Origin of the sequence: Halobiforma nitratireducens JCM 10879 (genome assembly GCF_000337895.1) — an archaeon.
Taxonomy (GTDB): domain Archaea; phylum Halobacteriota; class Halobacteria; order Halobacteriales; family Natrialbaceae; genus Natronobacterium; species Natronobacterium nitratireducens.
Genome location: NZ_AOMA01000078.1, coordinates 26555 through 43533, shown reverse-complemented (window position 1 = coordinate 43533; position 16979 = coordinate 26555). Strand labels below are relative to the sequence as shown.

Below are 16979 nucleotides of genomic sequence, written 5' to 3'. Positions count from 1 at the left end.
GGATCACGATGACCGACGATACTGACAAGGACGAGCACGGGCGGGACGTAGAACTGGCGAAAGAAGACACGGAGAGAGAAGAACAGACGGAAGAAGAGCTCACCGAGGAAGAGATGGAGGCTCGAGAGCGGGAAGACGAGGAGCAACGCCGCCAGGATATCGAGCACAAGTCCGACCAGCGAGAGGCCGACGCCCTCGAGAACGCCAACCCCAACCACCACCGGGACGAAGAGCCCTACAACAGCTAACGCGGCGATCCTCGCCGCTCGACGGTCGTCCGATCGGTCCGCAGTTCCGTCGTATTTTCGCGTTCTCGTCGCCGCCTCGCGTCTATTCCACGCAGTCTACCCGCGATCTTCGGCATCGGTCTTCATCGAGGGGATATCGTCCGGAACGGTTACCGTCCGTAACGTTCCGCCGGCCGCGACCGTGATCACGTCGTCGGCCGAGACGGTCCCGACCGACCGGCCGTCGGCGACGACCGTTACGGAGCCTTCGTCACGCTCGACGGACAACGAGACGGGCGGCGAGAGAACCCACCGTGACGTGTCCGTCGAAAACGGCCCGATGGGGGCGACGACGACGCCATCGATCGCCGGGGAGAGCAACGGCCCCTCGAGCGCGCTCGCGTACCCCCGGCTTCCCGCGGCAGTCGCGACGACGACGCCGTCGGCGCGAAACGAGTCGACGCCGCGCCGGTGTCGGCTTTCGTCCGTGTGTACGCCGTACTCGGAGATGCGCGCCGGCTCGTCGGTAACGAGCGTGACGTCGAACGCCGCCGCGGGCTCCCCCTCGGGCACGTCGACCTCGAGGACCGTCCGTTCCCGAACGCGGCCCTCGCCTTCGATGATGGCCACGAGCGCGTCGGCAAGTCGCGACGATACGACGGCATCGAGCCCGGTTGCGGGTCGAAGAGCGAGCACGGGTGGGACACCGGCGTTCTCGACATCGGTGTCAGTCCCAGTAACGGCGCGAGCGACCGCGGAGAAGCCGTCGTCCCCACGAACGACGAGGACGGACGGCAGGGGATCGGCCTCGAGGATGTCCTCGAGCGGTCCCGCGACGACGGTTCCGTCGCGTGAGTCGGTCACTGTGGCGGCGTCGTCCACCAGGTCGTTCCCAACGGCGGCGTCGTCTGTCTCGGGATCGGAGATGCTCGTGACGACGCCGACGATCGGCTCGGCGTCGGACGGCCACGCGACCGAGTCCATGGCCGGCAGTTCACCCGGCCGATGCAAAAACGTACGGCTGGGGGGATCGTCGTGTCGACGGCTCAGTCGAAGTCGTACGGCCAGTCGCCCGTAATCCGCATCCCTTCGGCGAGGTCCTGTTCCTCGAGGTCCGCGGCGATCGCTTTGGGCTCGCGTGGTTCGACCGTTCGCTCGTCGCCCGCGAGGACGACGACCAGTTCCGTCAGCAGGAACGCCTGCTCGAGGAGGTCGCGCTTCTCGAGTTTGTCGAAGGTGTCGGCGAAGGTGTGGCCCCAGCCACGCCCGACCTCGTCGGAGGTGGACATGACGTGGTAGCCGGGGACGCCCCATTGGGTGAACGGCCAGTGGTCGCTGTGGGGCCCCAGCTGGGGAATCGTCTCGATCGGGTAGCCGAAGCGCTCGGCGACGGTCTCTGCCGCGGCCGCGAGGCCGTCGAACCCGTGGGTAGTAAGCGATAGGGTACGCCCCCGGACGACGCCGTCGTTGTTGACGATGGCCTTGATGGAGTCGTGAGCGGCTCGCTCGGCGTGGTACGAGGAGCCGACCAGGCCGACCTCTTCGGCACCGTAGGCGACGAACTCGACGCGAGTGTCGAGTTCGTCCTCGCGGGCCGCCAGCGCGGTCGCGAGTTCGACGACCATCGCCGTTCCCGCGCCGTTGTCCATCGCCCCCTCTGCGATGTCGTGGGCGTCGACGTGGCTCGTCACGAGCACGCGTTCGTCGGTGTCGGGACCGAGTTCGGCGTGGACGTTCTGACTCTCCGCGTCGTGTACGTCCGCGTCGACTCGCACCGCCACCTCCTCGCCGTCGTACCGGCGAGCGAGCCGTGTACCGACCTCGCTCGAGACGCCGACGGCCGGAATCTCCCCGATCGGGTCTGCCTGAGTGCCGACACTCCCTGTCGGCGGGAGACAGCCCTCGACGTGGTTGCGGTAGACGAACGCGGCCGCGCCGTGTTCGACCGCGTGGTAGTACTTCTCCCGGCGGTGGATGTACCGCTCGTAGTAGTCGGGGATGTCACTGCGGACCATCACGACCTTCCCCTCGAGATCGGCATCCTCGAAGTCCGCTGGCAGTCCGTAGCCGAGATCGACCAGTTCCGCAGTTGCCGCGTCGTCAGGGCTTCGCGGGAGCGCGATGCAGTCGAGTGCGTCCTCGCTTGCCCGGACCGTACTGTCGCCGCGGGTCCAGCCCTGGATGTCGAACGTCTCGAGGCGGGCGTTGCGCGCACCAGCGCGCTCGAGGGCATCGCGGGTCAGTTCCGCAGCTTCGCGTTCGCCCTCGCTGCCGGCCATTCGGTTGCCGACATCGACCAGGTCCTCGAGGTGGCTCCATCCTGCGTCGCTCGTAAACACGTCACCGATCCAGTCTGTCATGCGGGATGGGTTGCACTGGGGTATGGTAACTGTTCCGCTTTTTCGATTCGAAACGCGACCGACGCAGGAAGTCGGCCAGCGCGACGAACCGTCGGTCCGCCGAACCGATCACGTGAAACTGAGAATCTTTTTTACCCCGCTGACTCTCGAGGGGAGTATGCGGGAAACGCTTGCCGAGTGGCGGCCGGCGATCGACGAGGCCATCGCGGAGATCGTCCCGCGGGAGATCGACGCCGCGTACCTCGAGTCGTTCTTCGGCGAGCCGACCTACGAGTACGATCCCGAAGGGATTCAGCGGGCGCTGGCGGACCCGCTCTGGGAACTGCTCGATCGGGGCGGCAAACGCTGGCGGGCCGTGCTCTTTCTCGTCTTCGTCGAGGGGTTCGGAGAGGACCCGGCGGAGTATCTGCCGTACGCCTGTATTCCGGAGATCCTGCACAACGGCACGATCATCGTCGACGACGTCGAGGACGAAGCCGCGAAACGACGTGGGGAACCGGCACTGCACCACATCTACGGCCAGGACGTGGCACTGAACGCGGGGAACGCGATGTACTTCCTGCCGCTGAAGATTCTGACGGAGGACCCCGGCGACGTGCCCGCCGAACAGCGGCTAGCCGCCTACGAGATGCTGCTGTACGAACTCAACCGAACTCACCTCGGCCAGGGGATGGACATCCGCTGGCACAACGAGGGTGACGTTCGCGTGACACCCGGACAGTACCTCGAGATGTGTGCGTGCAAGACGGGCTGTCTGGCCAGGATCGTCGCCCGGCTGGCCGCGATCATCACCGGCCAGCCAGCCGAGGTCGAGGAGGCCGTCGCCACTTACGCTGAACTGACCGCCGTTGCCTTCCAGATCGGCGACGACATCCTGGACGTCGAGAACTCGCTGGGTCGTGCCGGCGAGTTCGGCAAGGAGTTCGGGAACGACGTTCGGGAAGGGAAACAGACCTTGCTCGTCATCCACGCGTTAGCGGAGAGTGGGCCCGAGACGGCGGCCAGACTCTCGGCACTCCTCGAGGCCGACGACAACACCGACGAAGAGGTACTCGAGGCGCTGTCGATCATCGAGGACGCCGGCAGCATCGAGTACGCACGCGAGCGGGCGCTGACACTTGCGGCCCAGGCACGTGACGAACTCGAGACCGTCGGGTTCGACGAGGAGACGGACCGAAAGCTCCGGGAGTTCACCGAGTTCGTGATCGAACGCGACGCCTGACTGCCAACGGCACCCGCTGGGCCGAACGAAAGCCGAGACGACGGCTACTCCGGGCGAGGGACACGACCACAGACGCTCGCTGGGAGCCGGCCTGCTCCGACAGCGACAGTCTTCGTCGGAACGAAAAACAGTGTCGAGGAGTCCGGCGGTAGCAGTTTCCCGTCGGAACAGAAGGCCAGGGCGTCAGTCGTCCGACTGCAACCGTTTGGTCGTCTGTACCAGCGGGTGACGTGCGTAGTCGACGACCTCGATGTCGTCGATCCGCTCGAGGTTTTCCTTCTCCGCCGTGCGAGCCATGCCGAGATCGATCTCGTACTCGATGACGATGACGTACGCGTCCATCTCGTCGATACCGAGCCTGTCGGCTGCGAGTACGCGGTGGTGCCCGTCCGCGAGCAGCAACGTGCCGGCGTTGTCGATGACCACCAGGGGCTCGGCCAGTCCCCGTTCGAGTTCGTAGCGTCGTCCCTCGAGTTCGTCAGCGTAGACCTTCCCTTGGGTGGGGGTGAGATCGTCCAGCGTGACGGTTCGCCGTTCCTGATCGAGCGAGACGTCGTGGATCTGCTCGAGCGTGCGAAGCAGTTTCCCGACCTTCTCCGGCGTTGCCCGTTCGATCTGGCTGCGGATCACGTCGGCGTTGGAGATGATTCCGACGAGGTTCCCGGCATCGTCGACGACCGGGAGCTTCTGAATACCGGACCGGAGGATGACCCGGGCGGCGTCGGTCACTTTCATCTCGGGATGGGCCACCAGCAGGTCCGTCGTCATCACCTTGAAGATCGGCTCGTCGTCGTCGGCAAGTAGCAGGTCCCGGGCACTGACGAACCCCTCCACGCGCCGGCGTTCACAGACCGGAAACCCGTTGTGCTCGTTGCTCTCCGCGATTCGGGTCGCGACGGTGCCGACGGTCGCGTCGGGCGAGACCGTCGCTACGTCCCGAGTCATGTACTCCTCGACCTGGGGCTTTCGCCGGTCCGACGCAACCTCCATACGTCACGGTAACGGTGCCGTGCGCAAAAGTACTGCGTACTCGGTCCGTCTTCGAGCGTGTCGTCCGCTGCTGGCGTGTCGTTGGTATCGTCGGTGCCGGTTCGGCTGTCCGTACTCGAGTGCTACTCGTTTTCTCTGTCGTCCCCGTCGTCCCCGTCGTCCCCGTCATCTTCGTTACCCCCTTCCCTCTCTTCGTCCTCGTACCGACCAGCGCCGAGGGGCCCGGTTCCGGTCTCGTCGACTCCCTCGGGATCGGGGCCGTAGTCGGGGCCGTCCTCCCGCTCGACACCCACATCGGCAGCCCGCTCGCTTCGGTCTCGGTCGCCGTCCTCGGGAACGGTGAACAGCCACTCGCTCGTCTGGTCGTAGGCCCCAGAGGGCACACCCGGCCGCGTCCGGATCGCTTCGAAGAACCGGTTCGAAATCACTTCCTCCGCGACGCTGAGAATCGATTCGGCCTCGTCTTCGTCGTCGATCCGTCCGAGCACTCCGACCTCGAGTTGCGCACCGGCCATGTCGGCGTGACCGCCCGCACTGCCGATACGGTCGAACGCATCCCGCAGCGCCTCGCCGAGGTCGACATCGTTGTCCCGCGATCGGGCCGAGAGAAACGCCATCTCCTCGCGGAAGCCAAAGACCAGCGTCGTCTCGATCCCGTCCATGGCGAGTAACTGATCGGCCGCCTGTGGCAGGGCGTCCCGGTCCGAAAGCTGGCCGACGCTTGCGACCGCCACCGAGCCGCGTTGGGTCCGGTTCTTGATCGCCCGGGCGATCGTTTCCAGGGTGTCACCCTCGACCGTCGGCTGTTCGATCTGTCGCAGCACGGACGCGTCGACGTGGGGGTGAAGCATCGACGCCGCCTCGAAGTCGGCCGGCGACACTTCCCGAGAGAAGTCGTTCGTGTCGACGCGAATACCATACAGCAGCGCCGTCGCCGTCGACGAATCGAACTCGAGGCCGAACTGCTCGAGATACTCGGTCAACATCGTGCTGGTCGCACCGACCCCGTCCCGGAGGTCGACGAACTCGCCAGGGACCGGCCCCCGCGGCGGATGGTGGTCGATGACGATGTCGACGTGGAGGTCTTTGGGCAAGCCGTCGTTGACCCCCGGACGCGAGTGATCCACGAGCGCGAACCCCGCAAACTCCTCGAGGGAGTCGTCCGACGGTACGTTCCGCAACTCGATGTCGAGTAGGTTCACCATCGCCCGGTTTTCCTGGTGGGAAATGTCTCCGTAGTAGCAGGCCTCCGCCTCGACTCCCAGCGACTCGGCGATGTCGACCAGAGCGGCCGCACTCGCGATGGCGTCGGGGTCGGGGTTGTCGTGGGTGACGACGGCGAGTCGACCGTCCATCGCCTCGAGGTGACGACGGAGTTCGATCGCCGTTCCGGCAGCCGGGGCCGCGGTGGTATCGAGTACCGTCTCGACGATGGGGGAGGTCGTGTCGACGATGCGGTCCGCGTCCATGCCGAAGTCGGTCCGGTCGGTCAGCGTGGAGTTCCCACCGAGATAGGCGACGATTTCGGCGTCGGGAAACCGGTCTCGGGCGTGCTCGAGTGCGGTTCTGTTGATGTCGGTGCGGTCGCTGCCGACGAACAGCAGGTCCGGTGGGTCGACGTTCGCGACGACTGCTGGGTCGGTCGGGTCACCGTGTCGAGCGGGGATGCTCTCGTCTCGCAGGGTTTCGACGAGGTTCTCGTCGTCGGTGATGACGAGCAGTCGATCGTCGCGGCCGTCGCGCTCGGCCAGCCGTTCGACGACGTGGCGGCCGACGGTTCCGCACCCGAGCACGAGCCGGAAAACCATTTGTCGCGGGTTGTAATCCCGAGGGGGAAAAGGTACCGGTCGTCGGTTCGTCTTCGTTTCTCGATCGCCGGTGTCGATCGACCGAGCCATCGGGACGAACGCAACGGTCTCGAGTGCTCGCGGGAGTCCCACACGAACGGCTGGAATAGCCAACCGAAAAACGGCGAAACAGCGAAACGGCGAAACAGCGAAACCGCGAAACAGCGAAACCGCGAAACAGCGAAACCGCGAAACCGAGCGAAACGAAGCGACGAGACGGCGCTCAGATCACGGCGGCCGCGGCTTCGATCGCGGTCTCGGAGACCGGACCGAACGCCGGCAGCAACACGACCGTCATTACCGCGGCGAAGACGATCGCCGCGTAGAGGCCGGTCGGCTGGGTCAGCGCGTCACGGTCGACGAGGGGGTCTTCGATCCAGACCGCCTTGACCAGCCGCGAGTAGTAGTACAGCGACAGTGCGCTGTTGACCACGAGCGCGGCTGCGACGACCAGCATCGCGGTGCTCCCGACGCCGATCGCGCCGGTAAAGAGGAAGTACTTGCTCCAGAACCCACCCAGCGGCGGGATGCCTGCGAGGCTGAACATGAAGATCCCGAGCGCGAAACAGGCGACCGGTGCCTGCGTCGCGAGCCCGTTGTAATCCTCGAACGTGCGGCCGACGCCCCAGTACTCCGCCAGGGCGACGAACAGGAACGCACCCGTGTTCATGAAGCCGTAGACCAGCAGGTGCATCATCGCCGCACCCATCACGAGTTCGCCGCCGTCGACGGTCAGCCCGGCCAGCCCGATCAGAGCGTACCCGGCGTGACCGATCGACGAGTAAGCGAGCATCCGTTTGACCGTGTCCTGGGTTGCGGCCGCGAAGTTCCCGACCGTCATCGTGACGATCGCGAGGATGATGAACGCCCAGGTCCAGTCGATGCCGATCAGGCCAGCCGTAACCTCGAGCGGGAAGGCGGTCGTGAACACGCGGAACGCGATCACGAACCCGGCGGCCTTCGAGGCCGACGAGAGGAAGGCACTGATCGGTGCGGGTGCGCCCTCGTAGGCTTCGGGAGCCCAGAAGTGGAAGGGGACGCTTGCGGTCTTGAACGCGAAGCCGCCGATCAGCATCAGGATACCGAGTCCGAGGATGCCGTCGTAGGCGTAGTCGTCGGCGTCCGCGGCGGCGAGCTCGCTCGCGATTGCGTCGAGCTGCAGCGAGCCCGTCGCACCGTAGATCAGTGAGATACCGTAGACCATGATCGCCGACGACAGCGCACCGATCAGGAAGTACTTCAGGCTGGCCTCGACGCTGCCGCGGTTGTCCTTCAGGATCGCCACGAGGGCGTAGGACGGCAGGCTCGCCAACTCGAGTGCGATGAAGATCGTCACGAGGCTGTTGGCGGCGGCCATCAGGGACATCCCGGTCGCAGCCAGGATCATCAGGGAGTAGTACTCCGCCTGATAGGTGTGGCCGTCCATGTAGTCGTAGCTGGCCACCGACACCAGAGCGGTGACGACGGCGACGATGATCATGAAGTACAGTGCCATCTGGTCGACGACGAACTGGCTGCCACCGGCGAACTCGGCCCCGCCGTCGAACAGCTCGATGACGCCGAGTCCCTCGAGACCGCTCTGGCCGACGCCGGCAGCGATAAACCAGACGGCGACGGCAAGCGACGCCAGCGCGCCGGTGACCGAGATGCCGGCCAGTACCGCGCGGTTGGTCGACCGTGGCGAGATGCTGTCGACGACGAACAACACGAGTGCCGTCGCCGCCAGGATCAGCGCCGGTGCGAGCCCGGTCCAGCCGGGTAGGTCGAACACCGCCATTACAGCTCACCTCCGTCGAGGATCGGATCGACTGCGTCGGTTATCATCTCGAAGATCAGATCGGGCGCGACGCCCAGGGCGATGATCAGCCCCAGCAACACGAACATCGGTGCGATGTCGTGCAGCGGGGCCGTGCTCACCTCGTAGTCGGTTTCTAAGTTGTACGGTCCGAAGACGGCACGCTGCATCGCAAACAGCAGGTAGCCCGCGACCAGCACGATGCCGAACATCGCGAGTGCCGTGAAGATCGGCGCGTACGGGAAGTCGGCACCGAACGAGCCGAAGAAGATGAAGTACTCGGCGGCGAAGCCGCTCATCAGCGGCAGCCCCATGTAGCCGAAAGCACCGGCCACGAGGATGCCAACCGCGACGGGCATCCGGTCTGCCATTCCGGACATGTCCGTCACCATCCGGGTGTGAGTCGCGTTGTAGATGACCCCGACCGCCATGAACATCAGCCCGGAGATCAGGCCGTGCGAGACCATCTGGAAGGTCGCGCCGCCGACCCCGAACTGCGTGTACGCGATCAGCCCGAGGATGACATAGCCCATCGACGAGACCGACGAGTAGGCGACGATCCGTTTGAGGTCCGTCTGGGCCAGCGCGAGCAAGGCCCCGTAGATGACGCTGATGACGGCGATCGCCGCGATCGGCACGGCGTAAGCTTCGACCTGGTCCGGGAACATGGTGAAGTTGAATCGCAGCAGTGCGTAGGTTCCCATCTTCAGCAGGACACCGGCCAGCAGCACCGACGCAGGGGTCGGTGCCTCGACGTGGGCGTCGGGCAGCCACGTGTGGAACGGGACGATCGGCACCTTCACCGCGAAGCCGATGAACATCGCGACGAAGACGATCGACGCCAGCGTCGTGCCGGCGACGCCGAACATCGCCTCCGGCCCGCCGTTGAGCATCGCCGTCGCGACATCCGGCAGTGCGAACGTCGTGACCTCCGGCAGCGCAAACACCAGCGCGATAAAGGCACCGAACATCAAAAGCGAGGCGACGTTCGTGTAGACGAAGAACTTGATCGCCGCGTACTTCCGGCGTGGGCCGCCCCAGATACCGATCAGCAGGTACATCGGAATGAGGACGGCCTCCCAGAAGATGAACCAGACGAAGAAATCGAGCGCCGCGAAGACGCCGATCAGGTTCGCCTCGATGAACAGCAAGAGTCCGTAGAACTGGGACTCACGCTCGTCGATCGGCGTCCACGAACTCACGATCGCGAGGGTCGTCAGGATCGTCGTCAACACGACCAGCGGCAGGCTAATACCGTCGAGACCGACGAACCACGAGATCGAGTACTCGCTTAGCTGGAGCCACTCGACCTGGGACTCGAAGGCGAGATCGCCCTCGAGCAAGGCGTTGCCGGCACCATCGAACGCCGAGAACATCCACAGGCTCAGCGCGGCCGGTACCAGGCTGATCGCAAACGCTAGCTTGCCGGCAATACGATTCGGCGCGAGGAACGTCACGAGCGCGCCGACCAGTGCGACCGCGATGAGCGCTTCGATCATCATAGGAACCACCCCCCGAGGAATCCGAGGACGACAAGTAACGCGATGAACCCGGCCACCAGCAGGGCCGCGTAGTTGGTCACGATGCCGGTCTGGAGCCGACGCATCCGGCTGCCGGCGGATCGGCTACCCGTCGAGACGCCGTCGACCAGTCCGTCGATGACGGTCTGGTCGAACCGATCGGCGGCACGGGCAAACGGCAGCGTGAGCCCTTCCGCAAGCCAGACCTGGTACTCGTCCTGGTAGTAGTTGGCCTCGATGGTCTCGCGAACGCTCCCGAGTCGCTCCTTGTGGGCAACGGGTTCGGGAACGTTGTAGAGCTTCCAGGCGAGACCGGCACCGGAGAAGGCAAGCAGCAGCGACAGGCCCGCGGCGAGCAACACCGTGAGCTGCTCGGAGCCGATGACGCCGGTCTCGTAGGCCAGGAGATCGCTGTACGCGCCGTAGGTCAGTCCCTCGACTGCACCGTACTCGCCGTCGAGCCAGCCCTGGAGGAACGTAATGTCCAGTCCGGTAAGCTTGGCGACCGGCGCGAGGTTGGCGATGCCCGCGACGAGTGCGAGCACGCCGAGCACGATCAGCGGAGCCTTGATCGACCAGCCGACCGGATGTGGGTCCTCGGCAGTCTCGGACCGCGGTTCACCGTGGAAGGTCAGGAAGACCATCCGGAACGTGTAGAAGCCGGTGAAAAAGACTGCGAGCAGCCCCATCACGTAGGCCGCGAGGATGACCGGCTCCTCGAGCCCGACGATCATCGCGTCGAACAGAATCTCGTCTTTGGACCAGAAGCCCGAGAACGGGATGATTCCCGCAAGCGCGAGCGCGCCGGCAAGGAACGTGTAGTAGGTGACGGGAGCCTTGTCCTTCAGGCCGCCCATCTTCCACATGTCCTGTTCGTGGTGCATGATGACGATGACGGAGCCGGCACCCAGGAACAGCAAGGCCTTGAAGAAGGCGTGGTTCATCAGGTGGAAGACTCCGGCGACGTAGCCGCCGACGCCCAGACCGAGCATCATGTAGCCGTACTGGCTGATCGTCGAATACGCCAGCACCTGCTTGATGTCGTCTTTGACGACGCCCATCGTCGCCGCGAACAGGGCAGTGAAGCCGCCGACGAAGGCGATGATCGCGAGTGCAGTCGGCGACAGTGCGTAGTAGCCGAACATCCGGGCGACCAGATAGACGCCGGCCGCGACCATCGTCGCCGCGTGAATGAGCGCGGAGACGGTGGTCGGACCTTCCATCGCGTCGGGCAGCCAGGTGTGCAGCGGGAACTGCGCGGATTTACCGATGACTCCGCCCAGGACGAGGAGGCCGGTGACCGTCACCCAGCTCTCGATCCCGATTCCGGCGGGCGTCCAGGCCTCGCCGGTGCCGTCCATGGCGGCTTCGGCGGCCGCGACGAACGATCCGTCACCGGCGAACTGCAGCGTGCCGAACGTCGCCGCGATCGCGACGACCCCGATCAGGAAGAAGTAGTCACCGAAACGGGTGACCAGGAACGCCTTCTTCGCCGCGGACGGAGCCGAGCGGGTGCGGAACCAGAACCCGATCAACAGGAACGAACACAGCCCCACCAGCTCGAAGAACATGAACGCCATCAGCAGGTTGTCCGCGAAGACGAACGCGAGCATGCTGAACGTAAAGAGGCCGAGACCGGCGTAATACCGCGGCAGGCCGGTCTCGCCCTCGGCGTTCATGTACCCGAGGCTGAAGACGTGGACGAGGAAGGCGATCAGCGAGACGATCACGAGCATCAGGGCCGACAGCGGATCGATCAAGATGCCGAACGTGAACTCGATCCCGCCGATTCCCGACGGGGTCTCGCCGATTGCCCACTCGTAGAGCGTCTCGTGATACACTTCGCCGCTCGCGACGGCAACCAGCATCAACACGGACAGCACGAGTGAGCCGAGCGTCGCGAAGATACCCGCGAACGCCCCTTTCTTCGGCATGTATTTGCCGAAGGCCAGGGCGATCACGAACGCCACGAGCGGGAACGCCGCTATCGCCGGAGCGTAGCTGAATACACCTTCCATCTTACCACCTCATCGTCGTCGGGACCGTGACGTCGACGTCACGGAAGTTGCGATACAGCACCAGGATGATCCCGAGCCCGACGGCGACCTCGGCGGCGGCAAGCGCCATCACGAACAGAGCGAACACCTGTCCGGTGAGGTCCCCGTGGTACAGCGCGAACGCGATCAAATTGATGTTGGCCGCGTTCAGCATGAGCTCGACTGACATCAGGAACATCAGTGCGTTGCGACGCGTCAGGATGCCAAAGAGGCCGATACAGAACAGCCCCATCGACAGGAGGACGTAGTGCTCGATACCGACGCTCATCGCGTCTCACCTCCCGTCGACTCCTCGTCGTCGCGGCCGTCGCCGCGTCCGTCGGTGACGGCCGGTCGGTCGCTCGAGGTCGGGGTCCCGTTCCCGGTTCCGGTAGCCACAGCGACACCGGTACCAGCATCAGCAGCCTGATTCGCCAGCGCCGAGACCGGCTCGCCTTCTTCCTCGCGTTTTGCGAGGACCAGTGAGGCGTCGAGCGCCGCGTCGAGGACGATCGCGATCAGCAGGAACGCCGCGAGGAACGGCTCCGTTCCAGCGACGCCGGCCTCGGCCTGCAGCGGCCCGAGGTTGAACAGCGCGTAGCCGATGGCGGCGGTGATCGAGTCGACGCCGAACCCGTCCGCCATCGTCTCGAACGACGTGTTCAGGACGATCATCGCCATTAGCCCGAAGAGAGCGACGGCCAGCAGGCCGGGGACGAGCGTCCGTCCGAGCCGGAGTTCCGGTTTGGTCGTCATCGCTGTACCACCTCGTCGGAGCTCGCACCGGTCGCGGTACCCTCGTCGGAGCCCTCACGCTGGGTGAGCATCACCGCGAAGGTGACCAGGATGAGTACGCCGCCGACGTAGACGAGCACCTGCATCATGGCGACGAACTCCGCGGCCAGCATGATGTAGTGGACCGCAACCGACAGCAGCGCCACGCCCAGCATGAGCGCCGCGTGCCAGGGGTCCTTGAGGAGCACGACCCCGGCACCGCTGGCGAGAGTCACGATCGCGAACAGCGCGAACGCGAGTGTTTCCATCATTGTTACTGGTAGTCGACCTCTCCTTCACCCTCGCCGATCCACGCGCCCCGGTCGGGTTCGCGTGACTCGAGCGGGTCGATGTCCTTGTACCACGGTACCGACTTCAGCTGTTCTTTGTTGTAGACCAGGTCCTGCTTGGTGTCACCGGTGAACTCGAAGTTCTGGGTGAGCAGGATGGCGTCGGTGGGACAGACCTCCTCACAGAGTCGACAGTAGATACACTGCCCGATGTGGAGGTTGTACTGTTCCCCGTTGCGCTGGTCGTCCATCACGATCTGGATGGTATCGTTTGGACAGACGTTCTCGCACTGGCGACACCAGATACACCGCTCCTGGCTCCACTTGTGGACGCCCCGGAACCGCGGTGAGACGTCGGGTGCGGTCTTGGGGTACTCCACAGTGAACGTGGAGCCGTCCAGCGCGTGTTTCATCGTCGTTGCCATGGATTTGAGTAGTCCGATCATTGAATCACCCCGACGATTGCTGCAGTCAGGAAGAGGTTAGCGAACGAAAGGACCAGCAGGCCCTTCCAGCCGATTTCGATGAGGTGGTCGATCCGGACCCGTGGAATAGCCGACCGAAGCCACTGGGTCAGCAGGAACACCGACCAGATCTTGATGATGAACCAGACGATCCCAAGCTCCGCCGGCCCGGGCCCCGCAGGGCCACCGAGGAAGATCGTCGTGATGATTGCCCCACCGAGGAAGATGTGGAGGAACTCCCCGAGATAGACCAACACGAAGTACACCGACGAGTACTCGGTCTGGTACCCAGCGACGAGCTCTGCCGGGGCTTCCGGCATGTCGAAGGGGTTCCGACCGACTTCGGCGAAGTTCGCGATCAGGAACAGCACGAACGCGAACGGATTGACGAGGGCGAACCACGCCGGAATCGCCCACTCGAGGCCGGGGATCGTAAACAGGGTCGTCTCGTTTTGGACGGCGACGATCTCGCTCATCCGGAGCGAGCCCGCAAAGAGCACGACCGACATCCCGGTCACGACAAGCGGGATTTCGTAGGCGATGTTCTGTGCGACCGCACGCAGCCCACCTAGCATCGAGTACTTGTTCCCCGAGGCGTAGCCGGCCATCATCAGACCGACCGAGGCGATCCCCGCGACGGCGAAGACGTACACCAGCCCGACTTCGGGGTCGGCGAGGTGGATGCCGCTTCCCATCGGGATCACGGCGAACCCGAGCAGCGCCGATCCGGCGATGATAATCGGTGCGAGGTCGTAGGCCGGTCGGTCTGCGTCTTCGGGAATGATGTTCTCCTTCGAGAGCAGACGGACGGAGTCGGCGACGATGACCAGAATGCCGCCCGGTCCGAGATGGTTGACCGCGATTCGATCCGTGAACGCGGCCGTGATCTTTCGTTTGGCCCAGGGGCCGGCGATGCCGGTCATCGCGAGCATCAGGCTGCCGACGATGAACGCACCGATAAACGCTGCGAGCAGTTCGCCGGCGACGCCGAACTCGGCGATCCCGGTCAGGTCGCCGATCAGTTCCGGGAGGAGTACCGTATCGCTCTGCAGTGGGGTCGGTGCCGTATTCATCGATCCACCTCTCCGAGCACGATGTCCAGACTACCGAGCGAGGCGACCAGGTCCGGAATGTACTCCCCTTCGGTCATCTCCGGCAGCGCCTGCAGGTTCGAGAAGCACGGACTCCGAATCTTGAACCGGCCTGGTTTATCGGTGCCGTCCGACCGGATGTAGATACCGAGTTCGCCCTTCGCCGCCTCGACCGCACGGTAAATCTCGCTGCCGGCGTCCGGCTTCAACGTCCGCGGGACGTTGGCCTGTACCTCGCGGTCGTCCTCGGGCCACTCCTCGAGCAGGTCGAGACACTGCTCGATGATCTTCGCGGACTCCTCGACTTCCTCCATCCGACAGAGCACCCGTGCGTAGTTGTCACAGCCGTCGCGGGTGACGACGTCCCAGTCGAGGTGCTCGTAGTAGCCGTACGGATCGTCCCGCCGGAGATCGTAGTCGACCCCGGAGCCACGGGCGACCGGCCCCGTACAGCCGTAGTCTTTGGCCACGTCGGGCTCGAGAACGCCGGTGTCGATACACCGGGTCTGGAAGATTTCGTTCGAGGTGACCATGTCGTTGTACTCGGCGACCTTCGCCGGGAGCTCGTCGAGGAAGTCCCGGGTCTGCTCGAAAAACTCCTCGCGGGGTTCCGGCAGGTCCCAGGCGACGCCGCCGACGCGGAAGTAGTTGAACATCATCCGCTGGCCCGTGAGGTCCTCGAGGATGTCCTGGACGACCTCGCGGTCGCGGAATGTGTACTGGAAGATGGCGGTGAACTCGCCGTAGACGTCCAGCGCGAAGGTCCCCAGCGCGAGCATATGCGAGGCGATCCGGCAGAGTTCGGCCCCCATCGTTCGGATGACCTGGGCGTACTCGGGAACCTCGATGTCGGCGAGGTCCTCGATCGCCCGCGCGTATGCCCACTCGTTGAGCAGCCCCGAGGAGACGTAGTCCCAGCGGTCGGGGTAGGGCATGATCTGGTGGCGGTAGGTCCCTTGCTGGCACATCTGCTCCTCACAGCGGTGCAGGTAACCGATGTCGGGATCGACATCGACGATAGTCTCGCCGTCCAGCACCGTTTTGACGTGGAGCACGCCGTGGGTCGCCGGGTGGTGTGGACCGACGTTCAGGAACATCGTGTCCGACTCGGCGTCGTGGTGGTCGTCGGCCAGCGGGTTCTCGTGTTCGGCCAGCGTGACGAGCTGGGGCTTGTCCTGGTCGTAATCGTCCGAGAGGGGGTGTCCCTGCCAGGTTTCGGGCAGGAGAATGCGCCGCAGGTCCGGGTGATCGGCGTACTCGATACCGACCAGGTCGTAGGCCTCCCGCTCGTGCCAGTCCGCCGTTCGGAACACCGGTTCCGCGCTCTCGCTTACCGGGTCGTCACGGGTCGTCGGTACGACGATACTGACCTCGTCGCTCGCGTCGTCGTACTTTTTGAGGTGGTAGATCGACTCGTACCGGTCCTCGTACTGCTGTGCGGTGACACACGAGAGGTGGTCGTATCCGGCCTCGTCTTTGAGGTCCCCCAGGACGCTCTGGACTTCGTCGGGGTTGACGACGAACCCGGGTGCGTTCTCGTGTTCGTCTCGCGCGAGCGCGCGGTCACCGATCAGTGCCTCGAGCTCTGCCTCCGTGACGTCTACTGTCTCGGCGTCCGACGTCTCCTCTAGTCCCGTGCTCATGGCGAATCAGCCCAGTTGTAACGCATCACGAGGTCGTCTTCGTCGATCTCGTCGGCTAGCTTCTGGACGAGCTCGTCCTCTGGGAGGTCCCCGAACTCCTCGAGTTCGTACGGCTTGACGACGACCGGTGAGGACTCCCCGTTCTGGATTCGCTCCTGGAGTTTGAGGATGCCGTAGATCAGCGCCTCCGGACGAGGGGGACAGCCCGGAACGTGGATGTCGATCGGGATGATCTCCTCGGCTCCTTTCACGACGTTGTACCCTTCCTGGAAGGGGCCCCCGGAGATCGTACACGATCCCATCCCGACCACGAACTTGGGTTCGGGCATCTGGTCGTAGACGCGTTTCATGCGCGGCCCGAACTTCGAGACGATCGTCCCGGGAACGATCATGACGTCGGCCTGTCGTGGGGAGGCTCGCGGCACACCGGCCCCGTAGCGGTCGACGTCGTGTTTGATCGCGTAGGTGTGGATCATCTCGATACTGCAGCAGGCGATTCCGAACTGCAGCATGAACATGGAGTTCCCGCGAACCCAGTTCATGAACTCGTCGAACTTCGTGAGGATAAACGGCGACGCGCCGAACGCCTCGCGAAGTTTCGAGTTGAAGCGGTCGTCGACGCCCTCGCCGATGCGGGAGTCGCGGGTGTCCGTCGACGGCGCTGTGCTGTCGTGTATCGCTTGTCGTGGTTGTGTTTCTGGTTCGTCGCTACCCATAGTT

At 64.6% G+C, this 16979-nt stretch carries 16 protein-coding genes; 2 read left to right on the top strand and 14 right to left on the bottom strand.

Annotated elements, in window-relative coordinates:
• Positions 1–8 precede the first annotated feature (8 nt).
• On the top strand, positions 9–248 hold the full coding sequence (locus C446_RS07790) for a hypothetical protein (RefSeq protein WP_006672545.1): 240 nt from the start codon (positions 9–11) through the stop codon (positions 246–248).
• A gap of 96 nt (positions 249–344) precedes the next feature.
• Here C446_RS07790 and C446_RS07785 read toward each other — a convergent pair whose 3' ends face one another.
• Entirely contained in the window at positions 345–1211 is an 867-nt protein-coding gene (locus C446_RS07785) for an NAD(+)/NADH kinase (RefSeq protein WP_006672544.1), read from the bottom strand.
• A 62-nt stretch (positions 1212–1273) separates the two neighbouring features.
• Positions 1274–2587, bottom strand: coding sequence for a M28 family peptidase (locus C446_RS07780; RefSeq protein WP_006672543.1), 1314 nt, complete (start codon positions 2585–2587; stop codon positions 1274–1276).
• 157 nt (positions 2588–2744) lie between these two features.
• On the opposite strand from C446_RS07780, the gene C446_RS07775 reads away from it, so the two are divergent.
• Complete coding sequence (locus tag C446_RS07775) at positions 2745–3809, top strand: polyprenyl synthetase family protein (RefSeq protein ID WP_049920097.1); 1065 nt, start codon at positions 2745–2747, stop codon at positions 3807–3809.
• 183 nt (positions 3810–3992) lie between these two features.
• Here the strand turns inward: C446_RS07775 and C446_RS07770 are convergent, their stop codons facing one another.
• From C446_RS07770 to C446_RS07715, 12 genes are all read right to left on the bottom strand, one after another.
• The gene (locus C446_RS07770; protein WP_006672541.1) at positions 3993–4799 is read right to left on the bottom strand and encodes a CBS domain-containing protein; all 807 of its coding nucleotides are present in this window, start codon (positions 4797–4799) and stop codon (positions 3993–3995) included.
• Between the two features lie 122 nt (positions 4800–4921).
• Positions 4922–6607, bottom strand: coding sequence for a DHH family phosphoesterase (locus tag C446_RS07765; RefSeq protein ID WP_083861088.1), 1686 nt, complete (start codon positions 6605–6607; stop codon positions 4922–4924).
• Positions 6608–6869: 262 nt separating this feature from the next.
• Entirely contained in the window at positions 6870–8423 is a 1554-nt protein-coding gene (locus C446_RS07760; protein ID WP_006672539.1) for an NADH-quinone oxidoreductase subunit N, read from the bottom strand.
• Positions 8423–9943, bottom strand: coding sequence for a complex I subunit 4 family protein (locus C446_RS07755; protein WP_006672538.1), 1521 nt, complete (start codon positions 9941–9943; stop codon positions 8423–8425). The genes C446_RS07760 and C446_RS07755 overlap by 1 nt, the downstream gene beginning before the upstream one ends.
• Positions 9940–11979 (bottom strand): NADH-quinone oxidoreductase subunit L, encoded by a 2040-nt coding sequence (gene nuoL, locus C446_RS07750; RefSeq protein ID WP_006672537.1) that lies wholly within the window; start codon positions 11977–11979, stop codon positions 9940–9942. The genes C446_RS07755 and nuoL overlap by 4 nt, the downstream gene beginning before the upstream one ends.
• Position 11980: 1 nt before the next feature.
• Positions 11981–12286 carry an NADH-quinone oxidoreductase subunit NuoK gene (nuoK, locus tag C446_RS07745; RefSeq protein ID WP_006672536.1) on the bottom strand — a complete coding sequence of 102 codons (306 nt, stop codon included), beginning with the start codon at positions 12284–12286 and terminating at the stop codon, positions 11981–11983.
• Positions 12283–12753 carry a hypothetical protein gene (locus C446_RS07740; RefSeq protein ID WP_006672535.1) on the bottom strand — a complete coding sequence of 157 codons (471 nt, stop codon included), beginning with the start codon at positions 12751–12753 and terminating at the stop codon, positions 12283–12285. The genes nuoK and C446_RS07740 overlap by 4 nt, the downstream gene beginning before the upstream one ends.
• Entirely contained in the window at positions 12750–13043 is a 294-nt protein-coding gene (locus tag C446_RS07735; RefSeq protein ID WP_006672534.1) for an NADH-quinone oxidoreductase subunit J, read from the bottom strand. The genes C446_RS07740 and C446_RS07735 overlap by 4 nt, the downstream gene beginning before the upstream one ends.
• Positions 13044–13045: 2 nt before the next feature.
• A complete protein-coding gene (locus C446_RS07730) occupies positions 13046–13507 on the bottom strand; it encodes a NuoI/complex I 23 kDa subunit family protein (RefSeq protein WP_006672533.1) in 462 nt (153 codons plus the stop codon).
• Positions 13504–14598 (bottom strand): complex I subunit 1/NuoH family protein, encoded by a 1095-nt coding sequence (locus tag C446_RS07725; protein ID WP_006672532.1) that lies wholly within the window; start codon positions 14596–14598, stop codon positions 13504–13506. The genes C446_RS07730 and C446_RS07725 overlap by 4 nt, the downstream gene beginning before the upstream one ends.
• Positions 14595–16259, bottom strand: coding sequence for an NADH-quinone oxidoreductase subunit D (locus C446_RS07720; protein WP_006672531.1), 1665 nt, complete (start codon positions 16257–16259; stop codon positions 14595–14597). Before C446_RS07720 ends, C446_RS07725 begins: the two co-directional genes overlap by 4 nt.
• A complete protein-coding gene (locus C446_RS07715) occupies positions 16256–16975 on the bottom strand; it encodes an NADH-quinone oxidoreductase subunit B (protein ID WP_006672530.1) in 720 nt (239 codons plus the stop codon). The genes C446_RS07720 and C446_RS07715 overlap by 4 nt, the downstream gene beginning before the upstream one ends.
• Positions 16976–16979 lie beyond the last annotated feature (4 nt).

What these genes read in the sequence shown, in the direction of transcription:
- C446_RS07790 (WP_006672545.1), top strand. Translation starts at nt 9, where the DNA reads ATGACCGACGATACTGACAAGGACGAGCACGGGCGGGACGTAGAACTG.
- C446_RS07785 (WP_006672544.1), bottom strand. Translation starts at nt 1,211, where the DNA reads ATGGACTCGGTCGCGTGGCCGTCCGACGCCGAGCCGATCGTCGGCGTC.
- C446_RS07780 (WP_006672543.1), bottom strand. Translation starts at nt 2,587, where the DNA reads ATGACAGACTGGATCGGTGACGTGTTTACGAGCGACGCAGGATGGAGC.
- C446_RS07775 (WP_049920097.1), top strand. Translation starts at nt 2,745, where the DNA reads ATGCGGGAAACGCTTGCCGAGTGGCGGCCGGCGATCGACGAGGCCATC.
- C446_RS07770 (WP_006672541.1), bottom strand. Translation starts at nt 4,799, where the DNA reads ATGGAGGTTGCGTCGGACCGGCGAAAGCCCCAGGTCGAGGAGTACATG.
- C446_RS07765 (WP_083861088.1), bottom strand. Translation starts at nt 6,607, where the DNA reads ATGGTTTTCCGGCTCGTGCTCGGGTGCGGAACCGTCGGCCGCCACGTC.
- C446_RS07760 (WP_006672539.1), bottom strand. Translation starts at nt 8,423, where the DNA reads ATGGCGGTGTTCGACCTACCCGGCTGGACCGGGCTCGCACCGGCGCTG.
- C446_RS07755 (WP_006672538.1), bottom strand. Translation starts at nt 9,943, where the DNA reads ATGATGATCGAAGCGCTCATCGCGGTCGCACTGGTCGGCGCGCTCGTG.
- nuoL (WP_006672537.1), bottom strand. Translation starts at nt 11,979, where the DNA reads ATGGAAGGTGTATTCAGCTACGCTCCGGCGATAGCGGCGTTCCCGCTC.
- nuoK (WP_006672536.1), bottom strand. Translation starts at nt 12,286, where the DNA reads ATGAGCGTCGGTATCGAGCACTACGTCCTCCTGTCGATGGGGCTGTTC.
- C446_RS07740 (WP_006672535.1), bottom strand. Translation starts at nt 12,753, where the DNA reads ATGACGACCAAACCGGAACTCCGGCTCGGACGGACGCTCGTCCCCGGC.
- C446_RS07735 (WP_006672534.1), bottom strand. Translation starts at nt 13,043, where the DNA reads ATGATGGAAACACTCGCGTTCGCGCTGTTCGCGATCGTGACTCTCGCC.
- C446_RS07730 (WP_006672533.1), bottom strand. Translation starts at nt 13,507, where the DNA reads ATGATCGGACTACTCAAATCCATGGCAACGACGATGAAACACGCGCTG.
- C446_RS07725 (WP_006672532.1), bottom strand. Translation starts at nt 14,598, where the DNA reads ATGAATACGGCACCGACCCCACTGCAGAGCGATACGGTACTCCTCCCG.
- C446_RS07720 (WP_006672531.1), bottom strand. Translation starts at nt 16,259, where the DNA reads ATGAGCACGGGACTAGAGGAGACGTCGGACGCCGAGACAGTAGACGTC.
- C446_RS07715 (WP_006672530.1), bottom strand. Translation starts at nt 16,975, where the DNA reads ATGGGTAGCGACGAACCAGAAACACAACCACGACAAGCGATACACGAC.